A 23,196-nucleotide genomic window follows, 5' to 3' on the forward strand; every position below is an offset into this window, starting at 1 on the left:
CTCATGACACAGCCCCGCGCCCCTAAAGGCGAGCGGCTTCGCCGCTCAGCCTTCATCGGGGAAATGCGGCGCGCAGCGCCTGCATTTCAGGGGCGCGGGGAACTGCGCGACCAGCCCCCACGCACCCGCACCCGCACTCGACCCCTACGACCCCTAAGACCCCAAGATCGTCGCCAGGAACTCGCCGACCCAGCCCAGCAGCTCCCGCCCGACCAACGGCTTGCCCCCCACCTTCGCTGTCTTCGGGCGCGGCACCAGGATCTGGTGCGTGGCCGGCTTGATGACGGTCCCCGGGTAGAGCCGCTTCAGGCGGAGTTCCTGCGACTCCCTCAACTCCACCGGCGCGAAGCGGATGTTGGTGCCCTGAAGGACGATCTCGCCGACGCCGCACGCGCGGGACAGCATCCGCAGGCCCGCGACGAGGAGCAGGTTCTCGACCGGCTCGGGCAGCTTGCCGTAGCGGTCGGTGAGTTCCTCGCGGACCTGCTTGACGTCCTCCTCCGTGTTCGCGGAGGCGATGGACCGGTACGCCTGGAGGCGCAGGCGCTCGCCGGGCGCGTAGTCGTGCGGGACGTGCGCGTCGACCGGGAGCTCGATCTTGACCTCCAGCGGCGGCTCCTCCTCGACGCCGCCCTCCAGGGACGCCCGGTAGTCGGCGACCGCCTCGCCGACCATGCGGACGTAGAGGTCGAAGCCGACGCCCGCGATGTGGCCGGACTGTTCGCCGCCGAGGAGGTTGCCCGCGCCGCGGATCTCCAGGTCCTTCATCGCGACGTACATGCCCGCGCCCATCTCCGTGTGCTGGGCGATCGTCGCGAGGCGCTCGTGGGCCGTCTCGGTGAGGGGCTTCTCCGGCGGGTAGAGGAAGTACGCGTAGCCGCGGTCGCGGCCACGGCCGACGCGCCCGCGCAGCTGGTGGAGCTGGGAGAGGCCGAAGTTGTCGCCGCGCTCCACGATCAACGTGTTCGCGTTCGAGATGTCGATGCCGGACTCGACGATCGTCGTCGAGACGAGGACGTCGAACTTCTTCTCCCAGAAGTCGACCACGACCTGCTCAAGGGCCTGTTCGGACATCTGGCCGTGGGCCGTCGCGATGCGGGCCTCCGGGACGATCTCGCGGAGCCGCGCCGCCGCGCGGTCGATCGACTCGACGCGGTTGTGGATGTAGAAGACCTGGCCCTCGCGCAGGAGTTCGCGGCGGATGGCCGCGCCGATCTGCTTCTCCTCGTACGGGCCGACGAAGGTGAGGACCGGGTGGCGCTCCTCGGGCGGGGTCGTGATCGTCGACATCTCGCGGATGCCGGTGACTGCCATTTCGAGCGTACGGGGGATGGGGGTCGCGGACATCGTGAGGACGTCGACGTTGGCGCGGAGCTTCTTCAGCTGCTCCTTGTGCTCGACGCCGAACCGCTGCTCCTCGTCGACGATGACCAGGCCCAGGTCCTTGAACCGGGTCTCCGAGGAGAAGAGGCGGTGCGTGCCGATGACGATGTCGACCGAGCCGTCCTTGAGCCCCTCCAGGGTCGCCTTCGACTCGGTCTCCGTCTGGAAGCGGCTCAACGCCCGTACGGCGACCGGGAATTGGGAGTAGCGCTCGGAGAACGTGCCGAAGTGCTGCTGCACGAGGAGCGTGGTCGGGACGAGGACCGCGACCTGCTTGCCGTCCTGGACCGCCTTGAAAGCGGCGCGGACCGCGATCTCCGTCTTGCCGTAGCCGACGTCGCCGCAGATCAGGCGGTCCATCGGGACCGTCTTCTCCATGTCCTCCTTGACCTCGGCGATGGTCGTGAGCTGGTCGGGCGTCTCCGCGTACGGGAACGCGTCCTCCAGCTCGCGCTGCCACGGGGTGTCCGGGGCGAAGGCGTGGCCGGGCGCCGCCATGCGCGCGCTGTACAGCTTGATGAGGTCGGCCGCGATCTCCTTGACGGCCTTCTTGGCGCGCGCCTTGGTCTTGGTCCAGTCCGCGCCGCCGAGCCGGTGGAGCGTGGGCGCCTCGCCGCCGACGTACTTGGTGATCTGCTCCAGCTGGTCGGTGGGGATGTAGAGGCGGTCGCCGGGCTGGCCGCGCTTGGCGGGGGCGTACTCGACCACGAGGTACTCGCGGGTCGCGCCCTGGACCGTGCGCTGCACCATCTCGATGTAGCGGCCCACGCCGTGCTGCTCGTGGACGATGTAGTCGCCGGATTCGAGGGTGAGCGGGTCGATGGTCTTGCGGCGGCGGGCCGGCATCCGCTGGCCGTCCTTGCCGGCGGTCCTCTGGCCGGTGAGGTCGGTCTCGGTGAGGACCGCGACCTTCAACTCCGGGTGCACGAAGCCGACTTCGAGGCTGCCGCAGGCCACCTGCACGACCGACGGGGCGAGTGCGGTGAGGTCCTTGTCGAGGCGGGCGGCGATGCCCTCGCCGCCGAGCACCTCGACGGTGCGGGCCGCGGGGCCGTGCCCCTCGGTGACGAAGACGGTGCGCCAGCCGTCGGCGAGCCAGCCCTTGGTGTCGGCGAGGGCCTTGGCGGTGTCGCCGCGGTACATCTCGGGGGCGTGCATGCCCAACTTCAGGGTGTCCGCGTCCGGTTGGGCTTCGTCCGCGGCGAACGGCGAGACCGACCACCACATCATCCCGAGCTCGCGCGCCCGCTCCCGTACGTCGGCGACGGCCCGCAGCGAGGCGGCGCCCACGTCGATGGGGGCCTCGCCGCCGGTCGCGGACGCCGCCCAGGACGCCTGGAGGAACTCCTGCGAGGTGGCGACCAGGTCGGCGGCGCGGGTCCGCACCCGCTCCGGGTCGCAGACCACGGCCATCGACCCGGCCGGCAGGACGTCGATGAGCAGCTCCATCTCGTCGACGAGGACGGGCGCGAGGGACTCCATGCCCTCGACCGCGATACCTTCGGCGATCTTGCCCAGGAGTTCGCCCAACTCGGGGTGCTGCTCGGCGAGTTCGGCCGCCCTGGCGCGCACGTCGTCGGTGAGGAGCAGCTCGCGGCAGGGCGGCGCCCACAGGCCGTGCTCGGCGATCTCCAGGGAGCGCTGGTCGGCGACCTTGAAGTACCGGATCTCCTCGACGTCGTCGCCCCAGAACTCCACGCGCAGCGGGTGTTCCTCGGTCGGCGGGAAGACGTCGAGGATGCCGCCGCGGACCGCGAACTCGCCGCGCTTCTCGACGAGTTCGACGCGGGCGTACGCCGCTGCCGCCAGCGCCTCCACGATCTCGTTCAGGTCAGCCGTCTGTCCGCTGCGCAGGGCGACGGGCTCCAGGTCACCGAGCCCCTTGACCTGCGGTTGCAGCACGGACCGGATCGGCGCGACGACGACCGACACCGGTCCTGTCTCCGGGTCGTCGGTGCTCGGGTGGGCCAGCCTGCGCAGCACGGCGAGCCGCCGCCCGACGGTGTCGGAGCGCGGGCTGAGCCGCTCGTGCGGCAGCGTCTCCCACGACGGGTACTCGGCGACCCCGTCCTCGGGCAGCAGCGAGCGCAGCGCGGCAGCCAGGTCCTCGGCCTCGCGCCCGGTGGCGGTGACGGCCAGGACGGGACGTTTCGCCTCGCGCGCGAGCGCGGCCACGGCGAAGGGCCGCGACGCGGGCGGCCCGACCAGGTCGACATGCATCCGGTTGCCGTCACCGGCCGCCTTGATCGCTTCCGCGAGCGCGGCGTCCTTGACGACGGCGTCGAGCAGTCCGTGCAGACTCATGGAGAAGATCCGTCCCGGGTCAGTGGGCAACGCAAAGGGCCCGACACGTCGAACGGGCCGGGGGTTCCAGGGTACGACGCCGGGCGGGATGGCACCTGTCCGAACCGGCGGAGCCGGAGGAACGGCCGGCTCCGGCGGACTACCGCGCCGGACAGGCTGCCGGAACGGTTGCCGGGGTCCCGCCGGACGAGGTCCGTGGGCGACGGGGGCTGAAGCGCTGTCGACCTGCCGAGTCAGCGGGGACGACCCCGCTGTGGACACCGCCGGCAGGTTCTTCGCATGACGTGTGAGGGGCCCGGAAGCACGAGCTTCCGGGCCCCTCACACGTACCGACGGAGTCAGTCCGTGGCGATGGCGTTCAGCACATTCATCCGTCCCGCCCGGAACGCCGGGATCAGTGCCGCGAACAGGCCCACGAAGGCCGAGGCGATGAAGACGCCGATGATCGTCGGCCAGGGGATGTCCAGGACGCCGAGGCCCTCCAGGGCCAGGAGCTTCTGGGCGGTCGCGCCCCAGCCCATGCCCAGGCCGAGGCCCAGGAGGGCGCCGAAGAGGGCGATGACCACCGACTCCAGGCGGATCATGCGGCGCAGCTGGCGGCGGGAGAGGCCGATGGCGCGCATCAGGCCGATCTCCCTCGTCCGCTCGACGACCGAGAGGGCCAGGGTGTTGACCACACCGAGGACCGCCACGATGATCGCCAGCGCCAGCAGGCCGTAGATCATGTTCAGGAGCTGGCCGACCTGGTCCTTGAGGGTCTCCTTGTAGTCGGTCTGGTCCTTGACCTTGACCGTCGGGTCGGCGGCCACGGACTTCTTGAGCGCCTTGTACGCGGCGTCGGCCTTGCCCTCGGCGGCCTTGGCGAACATCATCCCGTTCAGCGGCACCCGGTCCTTGGGCAGGTACCGCTCGGCCGTCGCGATGTTCGTGTACATCGCGCCCTTGTCGAACGCGGTGTCGTCGGACGTGATCGCCGCGAGCTTCAGCTTCGCCGTGCGGCCGTGGTCGAAGGCGACGGTCATCGTGTCGCCGACCTTGAGGTGGTGGCGCTCCGCGAAGTCGGAACCGACCGACATCGCGTTCTTCCCGTACGCCGCCGAGAGCTCACCGGAGGTAGCCTCGCGCCGCAGGTCCTGGGTGTAGCTGGGGCTGGCCGCGGAGAGTTCCTCGTCCTCCTTGGCGCCGCCCGGCGTGGTCACGGTGGCCTTGACCCACTTGACCTCGGTGACGTGCGAGACGAGGCCGTCCGCCTCGACCCGCTTCAGCGCCTGCGCGGCCTGCGGCTTGATGCCGCCCTGGCCCTCGACGATGAAGTCCGCGCCGACCGACTTGTCGAGCTGGTCGGTGGCCGAGGCGACCATCGACGAGCCGACGACGGAGAGGCAGGCGACGAGCGCCAGGCCGATCATCAGGGCCGCGCCGGTGGCGCCGGTGCGGCGCGGGTTGCGCAGCGCGTTGCGCTCGGCCATGCGTCCCACGGGGCCGAAGAAGCGGAGCAGGACGGCGCTGATGACGCGGACCACGATGCCCGCGAGCAGCGGTCCTACGACCACGAACCCGATGAGCGAGGCGACGATGCCGACGCCCAGCCACAGCGAGCCCTGGCTCGCCTTGTCGGCCTGCGTCGCGAGGTAGAGGGCGAAGCCGCCGCCGCCCGTGAGGAGCAGTCCGATGACGGCGCGCACAGCACCGGCCTTCACGTCGGCCGGGGTCCCCGCGTCGCGCAGGGCGGCCATCGGGGAGACCTTGCCGGCCCGGCGTGCGGGCAGGTAGGCGGCGAGGACGGTGACGACGATGCCGAGGAGCAGGCCGATCGCGGGCGTCGTCCACTTCACGGTCAGGTCGTCGGTGGAGAGGTCCATGCCCATGGACGACATGAGCTTCATGAGGCCGACGGCCAGGCCGACACCGGCGCCGACACCCACGACGGAGCCGACGACGCCGAGCAGCAGCGCCTCGACGAGCACGGAGCGGTTGACCTGCTTGCGGGACGAGCCGATGGCGCGCATCAGGCCGATCTCGCGGGTGCGCTGGGCGACCAGCATCGAGAACGTGTTGATGATCAGGAAGATGCCGACGAGGAAGGCGATGCCGGCGAAGCCGAGCAGGGCGTACTTGATGACGTCCATGAAGGAGCCGACGTCGGAGGCGTTGGCGTCCGCGGCCTGCTGCTGCGTCTGGATCTTGTAGGTACCGGAGGCACCCAGTTCGGCCTTGACGTTCTGCTTGAGCCGCGCGTCCGAGACGCCCTCGGCCGCGGCGACGTTGATCTGCGTGAACTGCCCGGTCTTTCCGATGAGTTCACGCTGGGCGGTGGCGGTGTCGAAGTAGACGACGGCCGCACCCGGGTTGGTCACCTTGAAGGAGGCGACGCCGACGATCTTCGCCTTGATGTCGCCGGTGACGGCGATCGTGCGCAGCTCGTCGCCCAGCTTCAGGTGGTGCTTCTTCGCGGTGTCGGCGTCGACCATGACCTCGGTCGGGCCGCGCGGCGCGTGACCGGAGGTGATCTCCATGGAGCGGAGGTCGTTCGTGGTCCAGTTGCCGGCGATGGTCGGGGCGCCGTTCTCGGAGCCCATGTTCTTGTTGTCGGCGTTCACGACGGTCACGTTCATCGAACTGACCGCGCCCTCGGCCGACTTGACGCCCTCGGACTTCTTCACCGTCTCCAGGACGGAGGCCGGCAGCGACTCGGGCCGCCCGGTGGCGCTGCCCTCGGACCCGGAGTCCTTCGGGCTGACGGTGACGTCGGACGCGGTGGCCGTGAACAGCTTGTCGAAGGTCTTGTCCATCGTGTCCGTGAACACGAGCGTGCCGGTCACGAACGCGACGGACAGGAGCACGGCGACCGCGGAGAGGGCCATGCGGCCCTTGTGCGCGAAGAAGTTGCGCAGCGAGGTCTTCATGACGGTGTTGGCACTCATGAGGTGCGCCCCCGCGCGTCGAAGTCCTTCATGCGGTCGAGGACGGCGTCGGCGGTCGGGCGGATCATCTCGTCGACGATGCGGCCGTCGGCCAGGTACAGGACGCGGTCGGCGTACGAGGCGGCGACCGGGTCGTGCGTGACCATCACGATGGTCTGGCCGAGGTCGTCGACCGAGCGGCGCAGGAAGCCCAACACCTCCGCTCCCGCACGGGAGTCGAGGTTTCCGGTGGGCTCGTCACCGAAGATGATCTCGGGCCGTGCGGCGAGCGCGCGGGCCACGGCGACGCGCTGCTGCTGGCCGCCGGAGAGCTGGGTCGGCCGGTGCTTGAGCCGCTCGGCGAGGCCGACGGTCTCGACGACCTGGCGCAGCCACGCGGCGTCCGGCTTGCGGCCCGCGATGTCCATCGGGAGCGTGATGTTCTCGATGGCGTTCAGCGTGGGCAGCAGGTTGAACGCCTGGAAGATGAAGCCGATCCGGTCCCGGCGCAGCTGCGTGAGCTTCTTGTCCTTGAGGCCGGTGATCTCGGTCTCGTCGAGGTAGATCTGCCCGGACGTCACGGTGTCGAGGCCGGCGAGGCAGTGCATCAGCGTCGACTTGCCGGACCCCGACGGGCCCATGATCGCGGTGAACTGGCCCCGCGCGATGTCCACGTCGACGTGGTCGAGCGCGACGACCCGGGTCTCCCCCGACCCGTACGCCTTGACGACCTGCCGCGCCCTCGCGGCAACAGCCGTTCGCCCTCCAGTGCCCCCGTGCCTGGGAATGGTCACAGCCGTTGTCACGGTAAGTCTCCTATGTCGGTCACCCGGCGTCCGCAGTCCTCTGCGGTACGGGTACAAGTCTGGTGACGCGGGGCCCCGGGCGCGCTGGTGGAAGTCACCGTCTTTCCCGGGGGAAAACCCCACCCCTGAACGGTAGGAAGAACCCCCCACCGCCCTCGTCCTCCAGGGGGAGGAACCGTCCCCGGTCCGTTGTACGGAGGTCCCCCTAGGGGAGGTCCACCCCTCGGTGGAGCTCTACTCAGGGTCGTCTCCACCCGCATAAGCTCGCAGCAGAGATAGATGCAGGGGGAAACGGAAATGCGGAAGAGGAACACGGCGGTCGTCGCCGCCCTGATGCTGTGCATGGCGCTCGCCGCCCTCGACTCCACGATCGTCTCCACCGCGGTCCCGCAGATCGTCGGCGACCTCGGCGGCTTCTCCGTCTTCTCCTGGCTGTTCTCCGGCTACCTGCTCGCGGTGACGGTCACGCTGCCCGTCTACGGCAAGCTCTCCGACACCCTCGGCCGCAAGCCGGTCCTGATCGCGGGCAGCGTGCTGTTCCTCGCGGGCTCGCTGCTGTGCGCGACAGCGTGGAACATGGGCGCCCTGATCGCCTTCCGCGTCATCCAGGGACTGGGCGGCGGCGCGATCCAGGGCACGGTCCAGACGCTCGCCGCCGACCTCTACCCGCTGAAGGAACGCCCCAGGATCCAGGCGAAGTTGTCGACCGTGTGGGCCACGTCGTCCGTCCTCGGCCCGGCGCTCGGTGGCGTCCTCGCCTCGACGGCGGGCTGGCGCTGGATCTTCCTGATCAACCTGCCGATCGGCGCGGTCGCGCTCTTCTTCGTCGTACGGCATCTGCACGAGCCGCCCCGGGAAGCGGCCCCGCGTCCGCGCGTCGACTGGGCGGGCGCACTCGCCGTGTTCGCGGCCGGCGGTGTGCTGCTCACCTGGCTGGTGCAGGGCGGCGTCGCCTGGGCCTGGGGCTCCGCCGCCTCCATCGCCCTGCTCTGTACGGGACTTGCGCTCGTCGGCGCCGTGGTCGTCATCGAGCGGCGCGCGGCCGAACCGATCCTGCCCGGGTGGGTGTGGCGGCGGCGGACCATCGCCGCGGTCAATCTGGCGCTTGCCGCGCTCGGCCTGCTGATGGTCGCGCCGACCACGTTCCTGCCGACGTACGCGCAGTCGGTGCTCGGCCTGTCGCCCACGGCCGCCGGGTTCGTGCTGTCCGTGATGACGCTGAGCTGGCCGATCTCGGCGGCCCTGAGCCAGCACGTGTACCGCAGGATCGGCTTCCGGGACACCGCGGTGATCGGCATGACGGCCACGCTCGGCATCCTGATCGCCTTCCCGCTGCTGCCGTTCCCCGGCGCCGTCTGGCAGCCGACGCTGCTCAGCCTGCTGCTCGGCGCGGCCCTCGGCCTCTTCCAGCTCCCGCTCATCGTGGGCGTGCAGTCCACGGTCGGCTGGGCGGAGCGCGGCACGGCCACCGCGTCGATCCTCTTCTACCGGCAGATCGGGCAGACGGTCGGCGCGGCCCTGTTCGGCGCCGTCGCCAACAGGGTCGTCTCGGCCCGCCTCGGCAGCGGCGCCGACCTCGACTCGGTGGTCCGCGACTCCGCGGCGGCCGGGGTGCGCCGGGCGGTCGACGCTGCCGTCGACTCCGTGTACACCGGCGCGGCCTGCGCGGCGGCCCTGTCGCTGATCATCCTTCTGACGCTGGCGCCGCGCCGCTTCCCCGTACTGAGCGAGCCGCTAGCCGATCCCCACCCCGCTGAAAAGTCACCCGAAGCACAACTACCTCACCAGCAACACTCACCTCCCTCACTGGAAAACGAGCGGCGAACCGACTGAACAGTTCGCCCAAACCCTCGCCCAACTCCCCTACCTGCGAGTAACGTTCCGGCTCCCCCCACGACCTCCCTGCGGTCCGCTCGTCCCCGGCGGACCCGAGCCGTGCAAGGAGCCCCGGGATGTCCGAGCCGTACCAGCCGTTCGCCCAGCAGCCGCCCCGCACCGCCCACTCGCACCGCCTCCCCCGCCACCCGGACCGCGGCCCCGCGCAGTCCGGCCCCGCGGGCGAACTGATGCTGCTGCGCACCGCCTACCGCTGGCAGCGCCGCGTCTCGACGCTCACCGCGATCGGCTACTTCCTCACCTTCCTCGTCCTGTCGGCGTTCGCCCCGTCCCTGATGACCCGCGCGGTCACCGGCGGCCTGTCGCTCGGGCTGCTCATCGGGCTGTGCCAGTTCCCCGTCACGTGCTTCGCGGTCTACGTGTACGAGCACACGGCCCGGCGCCGCGTCGACCCGCTCGCGTACCGGCTGCGCCGCCAGGGAGGTGCGCGATGAGCCCGCTCGCGGCGACCCCCGTGTCGACCGAGTCGATGGCCCTGGTGGCGTTCACCGGTGTCGCCTCGGTGATCCTGCTGCTGTGCATCGTCACCGGGCCCGAGCGGGACGACCTGACCGAGTTCTACACGGGGTTCGGGCGGCTCGGCCCGCTGCGCAACGGGCTCGCCATCGCCGGTGACTACATCTCGGCGGCGACCGTCCTCGGCACCTGCGGCGTCGTCGCGCTCACCGGGTACGACGGCGCGGTCCTCGCCCTGGCCACGGCGCTCTCCCTGACGCTGCTGATGTTCCTGCTGGCCGAACCGCTGCGCAACGCGGGCCAGTTCACCATGGGCGACGTGCTCGCCCGCCGGATGCCGGGCCGCGCCGCGCGGCTCGCCGCCTGCCTGGTCACGCTCGCGGCCCTGATGCCCATGATGCTGGTCCAACTCGCGGGCGCGGGCGACCTGTTGGGTTTCCTGCTCGGCTTCGACAGCACCGGCTTCAAGACCGGTGTCATCATCACCGTCGGCGGCCTGATGATCAGCTACGCGGCGATCGGCGGCATGAAGGGCACCGCCGTCATCCAGATCCTCAAGATCGTGACACTGCTCGGCTCCGGCACCGTCGTCTCCCTGCTCATCCTGCGCCGCTTCGACTGGAACCCGGGCACGCTGCTCGCCGCGGCCGTCGCCCACAACGACGCGGGCAGCGCCTATCTGACGTCGGGGCTCCAGTTCGTGCACAGCGGCAGTCCCCGCCTCGACATGATCAGCTCGTACGTGACCGTCATGCTCGGCGGCGCCGCCCTGCCCCACGTCACGATGCGCATGTACACGGCGAGCCACGCCCGCGAGGTGCGCCGCTCGATGTCCTGGGCCGTCACCTCGACCGGGGTGTTCGCGCTGATGATCTCGGTGATCGGGTTCGGGGCCACGGCGCTGGTCGGCAGCAAGGTGATCGCGACGGCCGACCCGCAGGGCAACACGGCGTTCCTGCTCGGCTCGCGCGCCGCGTTCGGCGCCGAACTGTCCACCGTGGGCGCCCTGGTGTTCACGACGGTCACCACGGCCCTGTTCCTCACACTGCTCGCGTCGGTCTCGGGCATGATCCTGGCCTGCGCCAACTCCCTTGCCCACGACGTGTTCGCGCACTGGGGCCGCAGCCGGCCCACACCCCGCAGGGAGATGGCGCTCGCCCGCTACTCGGCGCTCGCGGTCGGCGCCGTCACCATCGCGCTCGCCACCTGGTTCCAGCACCGCAGCCTTCAGCCGCTGGTCTTCCTCGCCCTCGGCATCGGCGCCTCCGCGCTCGCCCCCGCGCTGGTGTACAGCCTGTTCTGGCGGCGCTACACGCGTACGGGACTGCTGTGCACGCTGATCGGCGGCACACTCTCCTCGATGGTCCTCATCACCGGCACCACGCTGGTGTCGGGCAACCCGGCGTCGGCCTTCCCGGACCAGGACTTCACCTGGTTCCCGTTCACGACGCCGGGTCTCGTCTCCATCCCGCTGGGCTTCTTCCTCGGCTGGCTGGGCACGGTCCTCACCGCTCCGCGCAAGGCGCAGGCCCAGCGGCACCTCTACGAGGCGGTGGAGGGCTGGATCCTGGCGGGGGCGCCGGTGGCCCCGCCGGCCGGCCCCACGACTAGGACCGGTACCGGAACAGAATCCGGCCGCGGGTCAGGTCGTACGGGCTGATCTCCACCAGGACCCGGTCGTACGGCAGGATCTTGATGTGGTGCTTGCGCATCTTTCCGCTGATGTGCGCGAGCACCACGTGCCCCTTCTGCATCTCGACGCGGAACGTCGCGCCGCGCAGGCACTCCACGACGACCCCCTCCAGCTCGATGCCCTTCGCCACACGCGCCATGGCTATCGACGCTCCAACTCGACATTGACGCCGACCCGTTGGGCACCGACGGCCTCAAGGAGGGAGACGGCCGCGCGGTTGGACTCCTGGGCCTCGGCCCAGGCGCCGGCGACCCCTGCGGCGTGCAGCGACCCAAGAGCCCCGGCGAGCAGGGCCCGCGCGATACCGCGGCGGCGCGCTTCGATGCGGACGGCGAGCGCCCCGAGCCGTGGCCTGCGCGGCACGGGAGCGATCCTGAGCATGCCGACGTACCGGCCGTCGAGAACGGCCACGGCGTACTTGGCGGGATCAAGGGCCGGCGGCGACACGACCTCGGCGGGCATGGTGTGCCAGCCGCCCGCGGCGCCCACCTCCTCCCTGACCGCCCGGTCGAGGGCGATCAGCGGGCCTTCCTCCGCCTCGCCGAAGGGCACGATCGTCACCCCCTGCGGCGCGGGCGCGGAGCCGAGCCCCGTGACGCGGGGATCGGTGGGGACGACGTACTCGCCCTCGCGGCGGCCCGGCGCGAAACCGGCCTGCCGCCAGCGCTCGACGAGGGCGTGGTCGGCCTCGTCGACCAGGGTGTACAGCGGGGCGGGCAGCTCGGCGGGCAGGACGCGGGCGAGCCGGTCGAAGGCCGCGTCGGTCCAGGCGTCGATACTGACGAAGGCCCGTCCGTCGGGCCGGTGCGACAGGTCTCCGGTGCCGACGACCTGATCGCCTTCAAGCGCCTGCCATCGGTCATCGGCGACGCGCGCGACGTCTATGTATGCATTCATGGTGTCCGTCCTTCGGGAGTGCGGTCCGGCGCTCCCGGCGACACCTGCGTCAGTCGCCCGACCGTGAAGGACAGGGGGAGCACCCATGCGGTACTGCGTTCACGGGACTCACCTCCTGGGCCGACTTCACGATCACCGAGAAGCTAACACCCACCCCCCGCCCGGCCAACCGGATTTCGCTGCTACGTTCTTCGCCTGCCAAGTGCACGCACATATGGACGAGTTGGGGAGCAGGCCGTCATGGGGGCATCGGGCTGGGACTACTACGTTCCGTACCTGGAGGACGTCGGAGCGGCGCTCGACGACCTGAAGCGGCAGGTCTTCGACGCACGGGACTACCTCTGGTACGAGGACATCCCGCATCCGGCGACGATCGAGGAACTGTGGGACGACGAGTCCGTCCAGGAGACGGGCACCCACTCGATACTCGACATGGACCGCGTCCTGCGCCCCGGCGAAGACCCCGAGATCACCACGGTCCGCCCGGTCAGCGCCGAGGAGGCCCGCCGCGCTACCGGCACGGACGTCCTCACGCGCGAGCACGTCGAGGCGATAGAGCCGCTGGCCACCGAGCGCTGGTACGGCAGGGTCGCGGTCCTGCACGACGCGGCGGGCCGCCCGAGCGAGCTGTACTTCTGGGGCTTCTCCGGCGACTGAGGCAGTCGCGGGATGAGCGAGCCCGACATCAGCGAAACCCTTCCCGGCGGCCACGTCCACCACGTCACACGCGTGGGCACGACGGTCCGCCGGGCCCCCACGCCCCGCTCGGCGTACGTCCATGAACTCCTGGCCCTGTTCGAGCGACAGGGCTGGCCGGGCGCGCCCCGCTTCCTCGGCACCGACGACGGGGGCCGCGAGATCTACACGTACCTGCCGGGCAGCGCGGCCCTCTCCGCGGAGGACCGGCAAGCGGCCCGCACGGACGAGACCCTCGCCCAACTGGGCACGCTGGTACGCGAGTTCCACGACATCACGGCGGGCACGTCACTCGCAGGGGACCACGAGGTCGTCTGCCACAACGACCTCGACCCCCGCAACACGCTTTACGCGCCCGGCACTTGGCACCCCACCGCCTTCATCGACTGGGACCTGGCCGCCCCCGGCCGCCGCATCGACGACGTGGCCCACGTCTGCTGGCAGTACCTGGACCTCGGCCCGAAGGCGAGCGACGTCCCCGAGACCTCCCGCCGCCTGCGCCTCCTCTGCGACGCCTACGGTGTCACCGACCGCACCCCGCTCCTGGACGCGGTCCTCGACTGGCAGGACCGCTGCCGCCGCGGCATCGAAGCGGCGGCGGCCGCGGGCGACCCGGCGATGCGCCGCCTGCGGGAGCAGGGCGTGACGGAAGACATCCGCGCGGCCCGCAGCTGGGTGACACGACACCGGGCGGGCCTGGCCGCGCGGCTGTGAGCTACTTGCCGAGCCGCTCCGCCATCGCCGCGCGGCGGGCCAGGACGCTCTCCTGGAGGTCTTCCATCTCGCGCAGCGCGTCCCGGCGTTCGCGCTTGGCGAGGCGGTCGAGGTAGAGGCGGCCGTAGAGGTGGTCCGTCTCGTGCTGGAGGCAGCGGGCGAAGTAGCCGCGGCTCTCGACCACGAGGGGGTTGCCGTGCATGTCCTGGCCGCGGACGACCGCGTGGTCGGCGCGCGGGACGGTCTTGTACGGGCCGGGGACGGAGAGGCAGCCCTCCATCTCCTCGACGAGTCGGCGGGTGGCCGGCGGCTCCTCGTCCAGGACCGGGTTCGCGATGTGGCCGGTGTGCCGCACGCCCCAGTCGTCCTCCATGTCCCAGACGAACAGCTGGAGATCGACGTCGACCTGGTTGGCGGCGATGGCGGCGCCGTGCGCGACGTGGTTCGTGGCGAACATGTCGTCGATCAGCCGCGCCAGGTCGGACGTACCGAAGTGCGTCTCGGTGACGGGCGCGCAGCGCCGGTGCAGCACCGGCTCGCCGACCACCGTGATGCGCCGCACCGCGCCCCGCTCGACCTCCGGCAGCAGCCCCTCGGTCATGTCGTCAACTCCCCCTCGTACGCCTGCCACTTGAACAAACTGTAGTGGCCAGGGATTACTCCGGCGTCGCCGCCCGCCCCGTGAGCGCCGCCAGCGAACTGCGTACGTGGTCCATGTGGGCCCGCATCTCGTCGCGCGCCTCCTCGTTCTCGCGCAGCACCCGCTCGGTCTCGCGGGCGATCCGCTCCGCGCGGGCCCGCGCCTGCGCGAGGACCTCCGCGGCGGTCGCCTCCGCGTCCTCCTGACCGTGCCGGGCCGCCTCCTCCGCCTCGGCGAAAGCGCGCTTGGCCTCCGACAGACGGGCCTCGGCGGCGGCGACCGCGGCCGTCTCCCACTCGTCGGCGGCGGCCGCACGCTCGGCGGCGTCCCGCTCCGCCGCGTCGATCCGCTCGGCGTGCTCCTTGGCCTGCTCGGCGAGGACGCCCTCGGTGCGGCGGCGCACGTCGCGCAGCGCGTCGAGCGCCGCGCCGCGCGTCTCCTTCACGTCGCGGCGCGCCGCGACCCGGATCTCGTCGGCCGCGGCCCGCGCAGCGCCTTCGCGGCTGCGGGCCCGCTCCTCGGCCTCGGCGCGCAGCTCGTCGGCGTACGCCTGCGCGGACTCGCGCTCCTCGCGCGCCGCGGCCGAGGCGGCGTCGGCCAGCGCCTGTGCGTCGGCCTGCGCCGCGTGCCGCACGGCCGCCGCCTCCTCCTCGGCCAGCTCAAGGAGGTACTGCGCGCGCTTGCCGAGGGTGTCGTACGTCTGCGGGGCGAGCTGCGCGACGGTCTCGCGCAGCCGCTCGGCCTGCGCCTCCATCTCCTTGTGCAGGACGGTGAGGCGGGCGGCCCGCTCCCACGCGTCGTCCCGGGCCCGCGAGAGCTGGGCGGCCACCGCCTCCACCTGTTCGGGTCGGTACCCACGGCCCCCGCGCCCCTTGGCGACGACGAATCCGTACGGCGACGCCGACGCGCCCGTACCGCTCATGTGGATCACTCTCCAACCCGTCGAACACGACGTTCAGCGCAATTGGCGCACATCTTTGTGGATCACCGAGAAGCGTCCACAAACCGACACACGCGACACACCGGCCGAACGTCGGCCGAACATCTACCGACCGACCTGGTCCAGGATGCGTCAATTGCCGTCGAAAGTCGGAATCGCCGTGTCGTCGCGCAGCGCGGCGAAGAGCTGCGCGGCCTCGCTGTCGTCCCAGAGGACGACATCGCCGACCCCGGACACATACGGCTCGCTCGCCACCGGGACGGTCGTCGTGGCCGCCAGGGAGGACATCTTGCGGCCCATCGTCGCCAGCGATCCGATGCCGGTGCCGTCGTCGACCGTGAGCGCGTCGAGGGAGGCGCTCAGGAACGGGATCAGCTTCCACGGCGGGATCAGGACCGCCGGGCTGAGCGCCTTGTCGGCGATGGCGTTCACGAGCTGCTGCTGTCGCTCGACCCGGCCGAGGTCGCCCTGCGGGTCGGAGTAGCGGGCCCGCGCGTACTGGAGCGCCTGGACGCCGTCCATCGTCTGGCAACCGGCGTCGAAGTCGGCGCCGGACTTCTCGTCGTGCAGGCCGCCGTCGGCGACGCAGAGGGTGACGCCGCCGAGCGCGTCGACCACGTTCACCAGGCCCAGGAAGTTGATCTCCGCGTAGTGGTCCATGCGCAGGCCCGTCGCCTGCTCGACCGTCCGCGTCAGCAGCGGCGCGCCCCCGAGCGCGTAGGCCGCGTTGATCTTGTTCTTGCCGTGGCCCGGGATCGAGACGTACGAGTCGCGCGGGATCGAGATCAGATACGGGCCGTTGTCCCCGTAGTGCAGGACCATGATCGTGTCGGTGTTGAGGCCCGTGTCATTGCCGACGTGGAGTTCCTTGCGCTGTTCGGGCGTCAGGTCCGCGCGCGAGTCCGAGCCGACGAGCAGCCAGTCGGTGCCCTCGCCGTCCGCCGGGCGGCCGTCGTGGCCGGTGAAGGCCTCGGTGGTCTGAAGGCGTGAATCGGCCCAGAAGTACAGGCCGGTCGCGTATCCGGCGAGGACCACGAGCACGACGAGCAGGGTGAGGAGAACCCGCTTCGGCCAGCGCCGCTCGGCCGCCTGGCTCGTCTGCGTCGGTGTGCCTGCCATGAGCGCATGATGAGGGCGCCCGGCCGATCCCGCAGGCCGAGCGCCCCTCATACCTTGCTACGTGGTTACAGCAGGCCGTCCCACATCTGCTCGAGCAGCACCGACCACCAGGTCTCGGGCGAGCCGAGGGCGGCCGGGTCGATCGCGTTCAACTGCGCCTGGAAGTCGACGGTCCAGCGGCCCGCCTGCTCCGGGTTGAGGCCGTAGCGCAGCCGCCACATCCGGCCGAGCAGCGCGAGGGACCGCGCGAACTCGGGCAGCCCGCTGTTCACGAACTGCGGCGGTACGGGAGCGCCGCCGGGACCCGACTCCACGGGCACGGCCACGATGTTCGCCGTCCCGTACTGCACGCACAGCGCCTTGCCGAAGTCGCTGCCCATGACGAGGTACGAACCCGCGTCCGACGCCGGCTGCACCCCGCGCTCCTGCGCCAGCTCGGCCAGCGTCGGCACCGGGCGGCCCGGCTGGGCCTGCGCCCAGAAGAACGGCCCGAAGTCCGCGGGCAGCCCGGCGACGACGAGGGTGTGCGCCACGATGTCCGGCACGCCCTGGCGCGACACCGCCCGCTGGTCGAAGCGGAACACACCGGGGCCGAACGCCGCGGCGAGCTCCTGCCCGATGGCCTCCGGCGGGACCGGCGGCGCGGGCTGCGCGGGCGGCAGCGGCGCGCGCACCGGCGCCGGGCGCGCGGGACCGTCGGCGACCTGGTGCAACTCGGCCTGGTGCGCGATGAGTTGCTGCATGCCCTGCTGGCGCGAGGCGTGGTCGGTGCCGTACGGGGCGATCGACGTGATGCGGGCCTGCGGCCACTGCTCCTTGATCATGCGGGAGCAGTAGGCGCCGGGCAGCGCGCAGGACTCCAGCTCCGTGTGGAGTTCGAGGACCTGGTCCGGCGGGATGTTCATGCCGCGCAGCTCGTGGAAGATCTGCCACTCCGGGTGCGGCGTGCCGGGCGCGGAACGCCGGATGAGCTGCTGCTCGGAGCCGTCGGGCGCGCGGTAGCGCAGCACGGCCTGGTAGCCGGGGCCGACGGTCGGCTGACCCACCGGCGGTGCCTGCTGCGGGTAGCCGTACGCGGCCGGAGGCCCGCCGGGGAGCTGCTGACCGGCCACCGGCGGCGGCATCGCGCCGGGCGGCACGGCACCCGGCGGCATCGCACCCGGCGGCGGAGGCGGCGTGGGGGCACCGGGGCCACCGGGCGGCGGACCCGCCAGCATCGTCGCGGCGTGGTGCACACTGCCCGCCGCCGGCGGGGGCGTGGCACCGGGCGGCTTCGGCGCGGCCGGCGGCCTGGGCGCACCCGGGGCTCCGGGCGCACCGGGGGGCCCGGGCGGCGGCGGGGCCTGTCCGGGACCGCCGACCGGCGGTCCCGCCAGCATCGTCGCCGCGTGGTGCACGCTGCCCGGTGCGGGCGGCGGCGTGGCACCGGGCGGCTTCGGCGCGGCCGACGGCTGCGGGCCGCCCTGCACCTCCGGCTGACCGTCGGGGCCGAGCGCGGACACCATCTGCGTCGGGACGTACCCGCCCGCGGGGCCTGCGGGCGGCGGGGTCGCGCCCCCACCGCCCCCACCGGGCACGCCGGGCACGCCCGGGGCGCTCGGCGGCGGCGGGGTCTGCGAGCCGCCCCCGCGCGCACCACGCGGCGGGGCCTGCGCCTTGCTGGTGGCGACGTCGGCGATGTCCCCCGCGCCCGGGGCGAGCGGCCGCCCGGAAGCGTCGCGCCCAGGTCCCTGCGGGTACCCGTACGAGGCCCCCGGCGGCGGCGTGCCCGGCACGGCCGAACCCGGCACCGGCGGCGGCAGCGGCGCGCCCGCGGCGGGCGGCGGGGGCGTCTGGGCGACCGGCGGCGGAGGCGTCTGCGAGACCGGCGGCGGAGGCGTCTGGGCCACCGGGGGCGCCGGGGCGACCGGGGCGACCGGCGACGGCGCGCCACCGACGGCCGGGGACAGGGCGGTCGGCGGAAGCTGGCTGCCGCCCGAGATCAGGGCGGTCTTCGCGTCCGGCGTCACACCGGGCGGCGGGGTGTCCTCGGCGACCGGCGGCGAGAACACGGTCTCGGGCAGCGGCACCGACCGGTCCTCCTCGTCCCCGGCCCCGTTCGTGTCCGTACCCGCCCAGGGCGTCGCACCCACCGGCGGCGCGGGCGAAGCGGCGGCAGGCTCACCCGCGGCCGACGACGAAGCCCGCCGATCCGGGATCCCCAACTTGTCCGCCGCCTCCTGCAACCACTCCGGCGGACTCAGCAGGAACGACGTCTGGTTCAGGTCCACCCGCTCGGGCGGCTGCGGCACCGCGTCGCGCACGGGCACCTCCGGCAGCCCGTACTCCTCCTCGTACCGCCGGATCACCTCGCCGACGGGCAGCGAGGGCCACAGGGTCGCCTCACCGCTGTCGCGCGCGATGACGAGCCGCTGGCGGCCGCCGTCGGACACCGGACCGTTCTCCCGGTCCTCCGCCCACACGACGAACCCCAGCTCGAACTCCCGCACCCGCACCTCACGGTGCTGGTACGCGGGCACGTCCCCGTTGATCCACTCCTCGGCGCGCTCCTGCGCCTGTGCGAACGTCACCATCGCAGCGTCACTCCCCACCGGTGACCGGGACCGCGCTCGCGAAGCCGCCGTCCACCATCAGATTCGCCACCGTCTCCAACTCCGGCGGATTACCGGCCAGCCGGGACAGGAACACGTCGAAGTCGTCGCCGCACGGCAGCAGCAGGCGCTCCACCCGCTCGGCCACCGACAGGCCCGCCGTCTCGCCGCCGTCGCGCGCGTCGTCGTACGCGCAGAACCACACGGAACCGATCGCCGCACCCCGCACCTTGACCGCGAGAATGCCGCCCTGCACGAACCCGACGGCCAGGTAGTCCTTGGTCAGGTGATCGCGCAGACACTTGTTGACGTAGACGATGTCGTTGACCGCCGCCTCGTCGCGGACCGTGAAGAACGGCTGGTCGATCAGGAGACCCAGCTCGGCGTCCAGCGCCGTCCCGACGGGCGCGCAGCCGCCGCCCGCCTTCAGGAACGAGCGGTACGCGCCCGGCAGCCGGTACCCCAAGTCCTCCTCCGCGCCCAGGACTTGCTGCTCGGTCACCGCGACCCCGGACTTCGGAAGACCGAAGTGCGCGGGCCGCGTGTCCTGCAGCGGGCGCGTGCCGCGCTTGTGCTGGTCGACGGCGGCCGTGGCGAGACCGCCGTGGTGGCGCAGCAACGCCTTCACCTCGACGGGCACCAACTCCAGGCGCCGCGAACCGCGTACGTGGTGCCAGGTCCAGCCGTGCGGCGTCGCCACCGGCGGGATCGTGTCCCACAGTTCGTGGCCGGAGGCGGCCAGGGCGGCGTTCGCCGACACGTAGTCCGTGAGCCGCAGTTCGTCGACGCCGAAACCCTGCGGGGGCTCCGCGATCTCGGCCGCCGCGCGCGCGTACGCCGAGAAGTCGGGGAAGCCCTCACCGTCCATCCGGACACCCCGGGGGTGGCGGGCGGCGCGGACCGGATCCGGGAAGTGCACGACCTGCCCGGCATAGGCCGCGTTCGGCGGCGCGGCTTGCTGCCCGAGCCGACCTGTCGTCATGGCGGTTGCCCCCTGCGGCGCTGTTGACGGTACTGGTGCTTACTGTCCGGACAGCCTATGCGGTTGAAGGACACCGGTCACCGGGCCTCCGGTTCCATGACCAGCAGTCACCCGGCCGTGACGCAGCGCCGAGCTTCGGGCGTGTCGACGGGTACCGACTACCGCACCGGCTGCCCCATTTGGCACTCTGTGCAGGCAACCTGGGGGATTGCAGGAGGGGAAGCACCACATGAACAGCGGCATCGCACCGCCATCGACGTCCACGGAGACCCGATCGGACGGCGACGACCCACGCGTGGGCTGGAGCGCCACCGACACGGGCTCCGTACCCGTACTGCGGGGCCGTCGCGACGGCATCCTGCCGACCGTCGCCGCCGCGCTCTCGGTGCGCGGCACGACCCTCACGGCGACGGCCGCCCGGGGGGAACAGCCGCCCGTTCTGCACGCGTTGGTCCAGGATTATCTGGATACGTTGACCAGTGCGCAGCGGGACCGTTTCACCGGGCGCTGCGCCGAGGCGATCCTGATCTCCCGGCACCTGACCGCCGTGGACGCGGAACGCACCGAGAAGTCCAAGCGCGCCCGGCGCAGACCCATGACCATGAGCGAGGCCCGCAAGGCGCTCAAGCACGCCAAGCTCACCACCCGGCGCATCCGCGAGGACGGCGACCCGCTGCACGGCGGCTTCGCCCGCCCCTGCCGCGCGTGCGCCGCGCTGACGGCCCACTTCGGCATCCATGTCGTCGCCCCCGCAGCACCCGAATCCCCCCAGGACAACGAGGCCGCCCGCTGATGCCCGACTCCGCTTCCGTGGACCGCACTTCGAGCACCCGCTTCTCCGTCCCCGTGGACGCCACGCTGCGCGCCGCGGGCTGGCAGCCCGGCCGCTGGGACATCAAGCAGGCCGAGTTCTGGGCGGACGCACTGCGCACCCACGTCTCCCCCGCGGGCCATCGGCACGCCGTCTTCCCGGCGGCGGTCGAGGCCTGGGCCGAGTTCGGCGGCCTCCATCTCACGCCCACCGGCCCCGGCCGCCACATAGCCCCGTCCCAGCCGCACCTGGACCCGCTGCACGGCCTGCACATGGCCCGCACCCTCGGCGACCTCGGCCGCGCCCTCGACACCGAGGTCTGCCCGCTCGGCGCGGAATCCGGCACGGAGGCCCTCCTGGCCATCGACACCGAGGGCCGCGTCTACGCCCTCGACCACAGCGGCGACTGGTACCTGGGCCCGACGATCGACCAGGCGCTGGACACCCTCTTGACGGGCACGATGCCGCCACGGCTGCAGGCGACCTGAGGCGGATCCCATTTCAAGCCCCTGCGGCGATTGAGCCGCGGGGTCCGGGGCGGAGCCCCGCGACCTCGGCGACAGCCCAGCCGACCCCTCAGGCAGCCGGCAGCACGGCCGACACCCGATACCCACCCGCATCCGTGGGCCCGGACACGAACACACCCCCGAGCCCGGCCACCCGCTCCTTCATCCCGACCAGCCCATTACCCCCCGAGGGCAACCCCGCGACCCCCGCCTCGGAGAGGCTCGGCGGCGCCTCGTTCTCCACCTGCATCGCCACCTCGGCCCCCCGATGCGCGAGCCGCACATACGTCTTGGCCCCCGCCGCATGCTTGTGCACGTTCGTCAGGGCCTCCTGGACGACCCGGTAGGCGGTCTGCTCCACCGACGCGGCATACGCCCGCACCCGCCCCTCGACCGTCATCTCGACGACCATCCCGGCGGCCCGCGACTGCTCCACGAGCTCCTCGACCTCCGCCAGCGACGGCCCGTCCACCTCGGCCCCCGGCTCCTCGGCCCGCGAGGCCGCGGCGGCCGCCGCCATCCCCACCGCCGCGAGCGGCACCGCCGTACGCTCCGGGGCCGGCTCCCCGGCCCGCAGCACCCCGAGCATCTCCCGCAGCTCGGTCAGCGCCTGGCGCCCCATGTCGCCGACCAGCGCGGCGTTCTTCACGGCCTTCTCGGGGTCCTTGCGCGCCACGGCCTGGAGCGCCGCCGCGTGCACGACCATCAGCGACACCCGGTGCGCGACGACATCGTGCATCTCCCGCGCGATACGGGTCCGCTCCTCGCCCCGCGCCCACTCGGCCCGCTCCTCGGCCCGCTCCGCGAGCAGCCCCAGCTCCCGCTCGAGCGATTCGTTCCGCTCGGTCAGCGACTCCATCAGGCGGCGCCGGGCACCCACGTACATACCGAGCAGCAACGGCGGGGCGGTCACGCCGATCGCGGTGGTGACGGCGAGGAACGGCACGGCCCAGCTCGCCACCTGGAAGGTGTCCGTGTGCGTCGCCGCGTCCTGCTGCACCCGCACCACGGACACGATCAGCGTCCCGAGGAACGACATACAGGCGAGCGCCCCGATGATCCGCCGCGGCAGCTCCGAGGCCGCCAGCGAGTACAGCCCGACGACCGTGAGCAGCAGCCCCATCTGCGCCGGGGTCACCGCGACCGAGACGAGCACCACCGCGATCGGCCAGCGCCGCCGCAGCACGAGCGTCGAGCCCGTGAGCACCCCGAAGACGATCCCCACCCAGACCGGCAGCCCGGCCTTGTGCGCAAACGGAACCCCTTCCACCGCGCACTCCACGGCGGACGCCACCGCGAGCCCCACATCCAGCACGGCGGCAAGCCGCCGCTCCCACCACCACGGCCCCCCGGCCGCGGCTCGGTGAACTTCCCCCGTCGTGGTCATACCTCCCAGCCTACGGGCGGCCCTCGCCCGATTTCCGGCGAGTTTTACTTACTGGCCTACACCACCCCTCGTAATCGAACAGAAGCGAAACCCACCGGTATCCCGCGAACCGCCGCTCCCCTGCGGGTTCCGCACCGGACGCCCGGATTCCGGCTGGGCCGCGGCTATGACGCACGCCACAGGAGTCACACACGTCCCAAGCCCGTCGCATCGAAGGCTCTTGGTACGGCATAGTGTTGAGTGCCCGGCCGATCACCGGACGCAATGTCCGGTTCCGGCCGCAATGATCCCCCGTGGTGTAATTGGCAGCACCGTGGCTTTTGGTGCCATTTGTCCGGGTTCGAGTCCTGGCGGGGGAGCAAGCTTCGACGCGGGGCCCGGTCCATGGCCGGGCCCGCGCCCGTTTCCAGCCCAGAACCCCCCGGTATCCTGCGATTGTCCACCCCACATCGCATCCAGAGCCGAAGGGCCC

At 72.1% G+C, this 23,196-nt stretch carries 18 protein-coding genes and 1 tRNA gene; 8 read left to right on the forward strand and 11 right to left on the reverse strand.

Annotation, left to right across the window (positions count from 1 at the left end):
• Positions 1–153: 153 nt before the first annotated feature.
• The 3 genes from mfd to AB0L37_RS22645 all read right to left on the reverse strand — a co-directional run bounded on the left by mfd (position 154) and on the right by AB0L37_RS22645 (position 7,396).
• Entirely contained in the window at positions 154–3,687 is a 3,534-nt protein-coding gene (gene mfd, locus AB0L37_RS22635) for a transcription-repair coupling factor (protein ID WP_365508201.1), read from the reverse strand.
• 338 nt (positions 3,688–4,025) lie between these two features.
• Complete coding sequence (locus tag AB0L37_RS22640; RefSeq protein WP_365508204.1) at positions 4,026–6,611, reverse strand: FtsX-like permease family protein; 2,586 nt, start codon at positions 6,609–6,611, stop codon at positions 4,026–4,028.
• Positions 6,608–7,396: an ABC transporter ATP-binding protein gene (locus tag AB0L37_RS22645; protein ID WP_365508207.1), complete on the reverse strand. Its 789-nt coding sequence runs from the start codon at positions 7,394–7,396 to the stop codon at positions 6,608–6,610. Before AB0L37_RS22645 ends, AB0L37_RS22640 begins: the two co-directional genes overlap by 4 nt.
• 297 nt (positions 7,397–7,693) lie before the next feature.
• Here AB0L37_RS22645 and AB0L37_RS22650 point away from each other — a divergent pair, with 297 nt between their 5' ends.
• The 3 genes from AB0L37_RS22650 (at position 7,694) to AB0L37_RS22660 (ending at position 11,408) form a co-directional block, all read left to right on the forward strand.
• Positions 7,694–9,229 carry an MDR family MFS transporter gene (locus tag AB0L37_RS22650; protein WP_365508209.1) on the forward strand — a complete coding sequence of 512 codons (1,536 nt, stop codon included), beginning with the start codon at positions 7,694–7,696 and terminating at the stop codon, positions 9,227–9,229.
• 119 nt (positions 9,230–9,348) lie between these two features.
• Entirely contained in the window at positions 9,349–9,726 is a 378-nt protein-coding gene (locus AB0L37_RS22655) for a DUF485 domain-containing protein (protein ID WP_365508212.1), read from the forward strand.
• Positions 9,723–11,408: a cation acetate symporter gene (locus tag AB0L37_RS22660; RefSeq protein ID WP_365508215.1), complete on the forward strand. Its 1,686-nt coding sequence runs from the start codon at positions 9,723–9,725 to the stop codon at positions 11,406–11,408. Before AB0L37_RS22655 ends, AB0L37_RS22660 begins: the two co-directional genes overlap by 4 nt.
• Here AB0L37_RS22660 and infA read toward each other — a convergent pair.
• Positions 11,356–11,580: a translation initiation factor IF-1 gene (infA, locus tag AB0L37_RS22665; RefSeq protein ID WP_255982768.1), complete on the reverse strand. Its 225-nt coding sequence runs from the start codon at positions 11,578–11,580 to the stop codon at positions 11,356–11,358. The genes AB0L37_RS22660 and infA overlap by 53 nt on opposite strands.
• 2 nt (positions 11,581–11,582) lie before the next feature.
• Positions 11,583–12,338, reverse strand: coding sequence for a GNAT family N-acetyltransferase (locus AB0L37_RS22670; RefSeq protein ID WP_365508218.1), 756 nt, complete (start codon positions 12,336–12,338; stop codon positions 11,583–11,585).
• Positions 12,339–12,578: 240 nt separating this feature from the next.
• Here AB0L37_RS22670 and AB0L37_RS22675 point away from each other — a divergent pair, with 240 nt between their 5' ends.
• Both AB0L37_RS22675 and AB0L37_RS22680 read left to right on the forward strand, forming a co-directional pair.
• On the forward strand, positions 12,579–12,995 hold the full coding sequence (locus AB0L37_RS22675) for a hypothetical protein (RefSeq protein ID WP_365508220.1): 417 nt from the start codon (positions 12,579–12,581) through the stop codon (positions 12,993–12,995).
• Positions 12,996–13,007: 12 nt separating this feature from the next.
• Positions 13,008–13,748, forward strand: a complete 741-nt coding sequence (locus tag AB0L37_RS22680) for a phosphotransferase (RefSeq protein WP_365508223.1) — start codon at positions 13,008–13,010, stop codon at positions 13,746–13,748.
• 1 nt (position 13,749) lies between these two features.
• Here AB0L37_RS22680 and def read toward each other — a convergent pair whose 3' ends face one another.
• From def to AB0L37_RS22705, 5 genes are all read right to left on the reverse strand, one after another.
• Entirely contained in the window at positions 13,750–14,349 is a 600-nt protein-coding gene (gene def, locus AB0L37_RS22685; protein WP_365508225.1) for a peptide deformylase, read from the reverse strand.
• Between the two features lie 55 nt (positions 14,350–14,404).
• On the reverse strand, positions 14,405–15,310 hold the full coding sequence (locus tag AB0L37_RS22690) for a cellulose-binding protein (RefSeq protein WP_365508227.1): 906 nt from the start codon (positions 15,308–15,310) through the stop codon (positions 14,405–14,407).
• A gap of 150 nt (positions 15,311–15,460) precedes the next feature.
• A complete protein-coding gene (locus AB0L37_RS22695) occupies positions 15,461–16,447 on the reverse strand; it encodes an LCP family protein (protein WP_365508229.1) in 987 nt (328 codons plus the stop codon).
• A gap of 65 nt (positions 16,448–16,512) precedes the next feature.
• Complete coding sequence (locus AB0L37_RS22700; RefSeq protein WP_365508232.1) at positions 16,513–19,020, reverse strand: SUKH-4 family immunity protein; 2,508 nt, start codon at positions 19,018–19,020, stop codon at positions 16,513–16,515.
• 7 nt (positions 19,021–19,027) lie between these two features.
• Positions 19,028–20,020 (reverse strand): SMI1/KNR4 family protein, encoded by a 993-nt coding sequence (locus tag AB0L37_RS22705; RefSeq protein ID WP_365508235.1) that lies wholly within the window; start codon positions 20,018–20,020, stop codon positions 19,028–19,030.
• Between the two features lie 229 nt (positions 20,021–20,249).
• Here AB0L37_RS22705 and AB0L37_RS22710 point away from each other — a divergent pair, with 229 nt between their 5' ends.
• Both AB0L37_RS22710 and AB0L37_RS22715 read left to right on the forward strand, forming a co-directional pair.
• The gene (locus tag AB0L37_RS22710) at positions 20,250–20,813 is read left to right on the forward strand and encodes a YwqJ-related putative deaminase (RefSeq protein ID WP_365508238.1); all 564 of its coding nucleotides are present in this window, start codon (positions 20,250–20,252) and stop codon (positions 20,811–20,813) included.
• A complete protein-coding gene (locus AB0L37_RS22715) occupies positions 20,813–21,319 on the forward strand; it encodes an SUKH-3 domain-containing protein (RefSeq protein WP_365508240.1) in 507 nt (168 codons plus the stop codon). The genes AB0L37_RS22710 and AB0L37_RS22715 overlap by 1 nt, the downstream gene beginning before the upstream one ends.
• An 88-nt stretch (positions 21,320–21,407) precedes the next feature.
• On the opposite strand, the gene AB0L37_RS22720 is transcribed toward AB0L37_RS22715, so the two are convergent.
• Positions 21,408–22,724: a histidine kinase gene (locus AB0L37_RS22720; RefSeq protein ID WP_365508243.1), complete on the reverse strand. Its 1,317-nt coding sequence runs from the start codon at positions 22,722–22,724 to the stop codon at positions 21,408–21,410.
• A 287-nt stretch (positions 22,725–23,011) separates the two neighbouring features.
• Here AB0L37_RS22720 and AB0L37_RS22725 point away from each other — a divergent pair.
• A tRNA-Gln gene (locus AB0L37_RS22725) sits at positions 23,012–23,083 on the forward strand.
• Positions 23,084–23,196 lie beyond the last annotated feature (113 nt).

It is taken from the genome of Streptomyces sp. NPDC052225 (assembly GCF_040679615.1).
In the GTDB taxonomy this organism is placed as follows: domain Bacteria; phylum Actinomycetota; class Actinomycetes; order Streptomycetales; family Streptomycetaceae; genus Streptomyces.